The organism is Psychrobacillus insolitus (genome assembly GCF_003254155.1).
Classification (GTDB): Bacteria; Bacillota; Bacilli; order Bacillales_A; family Planococcaceae; genus Psychrobacillus; species Psychrobacillus insolitus.
The window spans coordinates 1-1,591 of the sequence record NZ_QKZI01000030.1 but is presented as its reverse complement, the minus strand read 5'-3'; the positions used below and the strand labels follow the sequence as shown (position 1 = coordinate 1,591).

At 45.1% G+C, this 1,591-nt stretch carries 8 tRNA genes and 2 rRNA genes; all 10 read right to left on the bottom strand.

Annotation, left to right across the window (positions count from 1 at the left end):
• Nucleotides 1-68: 68 nt before the first annotated feature.
• Nucleotides 69-143, bottom strand: a tRNA-Met gene (locus C7437_RS16760).
• Nucleotides 144-230: 87 nt separating this feature from the next.
• Nucleotides 231-323: transfer RNA gene (locus C7437_RS16755), tRNA-Ser, on the bottom strand.
• Nucleotides 324-333: 10 nt separating this feature from the next.
• A tRNA-Ile gene (locus tag C7437_RS16750) sits at nt 334-410 on the bottom strand.
• Between the two features lie 7 nt (nt 411-417).
• Nucleotides 418-491: transfer RNA gene (locus C7437_RS16745), tRNA-Met, on the bottom strand.
• 71 nt (nt 492-562) lie between these two features.
• Nucleotides 563-639 (bottom strand) — tRNA-Pro (locus tag C7437_RS16740).
• 12 nt (nt 640-651) lie between these two features.
• A tRNA-Arg gene (locus C7437_RS16735) sits at nt 652-728 on the bottom strand.
• Nucleotides 729-752: 24 nt separating this feature from the next.
• A tRNA-Lys gene (locus tag C7437_RS16730) sits at nt 753-825 on the bottom strand.
• 6 nt (nt 826-831) lie between these two features.
• Nucleotides 832-907, bottom strand: a tRNA-Val gene (locus C7437_RS16725).
• Between the two features lie 107 nt (nt 908-1,014).
• Nucleotides 1,015-1,130: ribosomal RNA gene (rrf, locus tag C7437_RS16720) — 5S ribosomal RNA — on the bottom strand.
• A 232-nt stretch (nt 1,131-1,362) separates the two neighbouring features.
• Nucleotides 1,363-1,478, bottom strand: a 5S ribosomal RNA gene (gene rrf / locus C7437_RS16715).
• Nucleotides 1,479-1,591 lie beyond the last annotated feature (113 nt).

Here is a 1,591-nt window from a genome sequence, read left to right as displayed (position 1 = left end):
CCGGGATCGAACCGGCGATCTTCTGCGTGACAGGCAGACATGTTAACCGCTACACCACGGGACCATTTTGGTTGCGGGGACAGGATTTGAACCTGTGACCTTCGGGTTATGAGCCCGACGAGCTACCACTGCTCCACCCCGCGACAATAAAAAATTCAACTTCATTTCAACTAGGCTTAAATCCTAATATTAAAATACTTTCTTAATTCCACTAACAACTTTCAAAGAAATGGAGGAGGAAGAGGGATTCGAACCCCCGCGCGGTCTTACCCGCCTGTCGGTTTTCAAGACCGATCCCTTCAGCCGAACTTGGGTATTCCTCCGTAATATTGTTGGTGGACCTTGCAGGACTCGAACCTGCGACCGGACGGTTATGAGCCGTCTGCTCTAACCAACTGAGCTAAAGGTCCTTTTAGATGGCGGCAGAGGGAGTCGAACCCACGACCTTTCGGGTATGAACCGAATGCTCTAGCCAGCTGAGCTACGCCGCCAGGATCTTTATATTTAAAACTTGGTGGAGGCAGGCGCTCTACCAGCTGAGCTAAGGCCCCAAATAAATAACTGGTCGGGAAGACAGGATTCGAACCTGCGACCCCTTGGTCCCAAACCAAGTGCTCTACCAAGCTGAGCTACTTCCCGTCATATATATTATGGTGCGCTCGGCAGGACTCGAACCTGCAACCTCTTGATTCGTAGTCAAGTGCTCTATCCAATTGAGCTACGAGCGCATATATTTTTTTAAAAAATGGTGATGAGCCATGTAGGATTCGAACCTACGACCCTCTGATTAAAAGTCAGATGCTCTACCAACTGAGCTAATGGCTCGAAAAATGGTGGAGGATGACGGGCTCGAACCGCCGACCCTCTGCTTGTAAGGCAGATGCTCTCCCAGCTGAGCTAATCCTCCTGGGTAAATAATAAATCATAATAAGTAAAGTATTTCTACATCGACTTTTTAATTCAATTCATTGTTAATTTGAACTTTTTTTGATTTATTATATGTATTTATTACAAGCCTAGCGACGTCCTACTCTCACAGGGGGAAACCCCCAACTACCATCGGCGCTGAAGAGCTTAACTTCCGTGTTCGGGATGGGAACGGGTGTGGCCTCTTCGCCATCATCACTAGACAATGAGTGCTTAATGTTCATGTTTGTCAGCCAAACTATTTGTTCTTTTGGCGACTTGAATAATAATACTTTATTATTATGAATATGTCAATACTGAGTTATGAAATTTATTAAAAATACAATGAAAATATGAAGTGTCTAGTAAAAAAAACCTATAAGCTACCCATAGTCATCCTTTTTCAATAAATAATAAAAGGTCGTTACCGATTACTGGGTAACGACCTTTTTATTTGCCTAGCGACGTCCTACTCTCACAGGGGGAAACCCCCAACTACCATCGGCGCTGAAGAGCTTAACTTCCGTGTTCGGGATGGGAACGGGTGTGGCCTCTTCGCCATCGTCACTAGACAATGAGTGCTTGTTCACTCAAAACTGGATAAAAGACATTGATTTTACGTATTCATTATTTGGTTAAGTCCTCGATCGATTAGTATTCGTCAGCTGCACGTGTCGCCACGCTT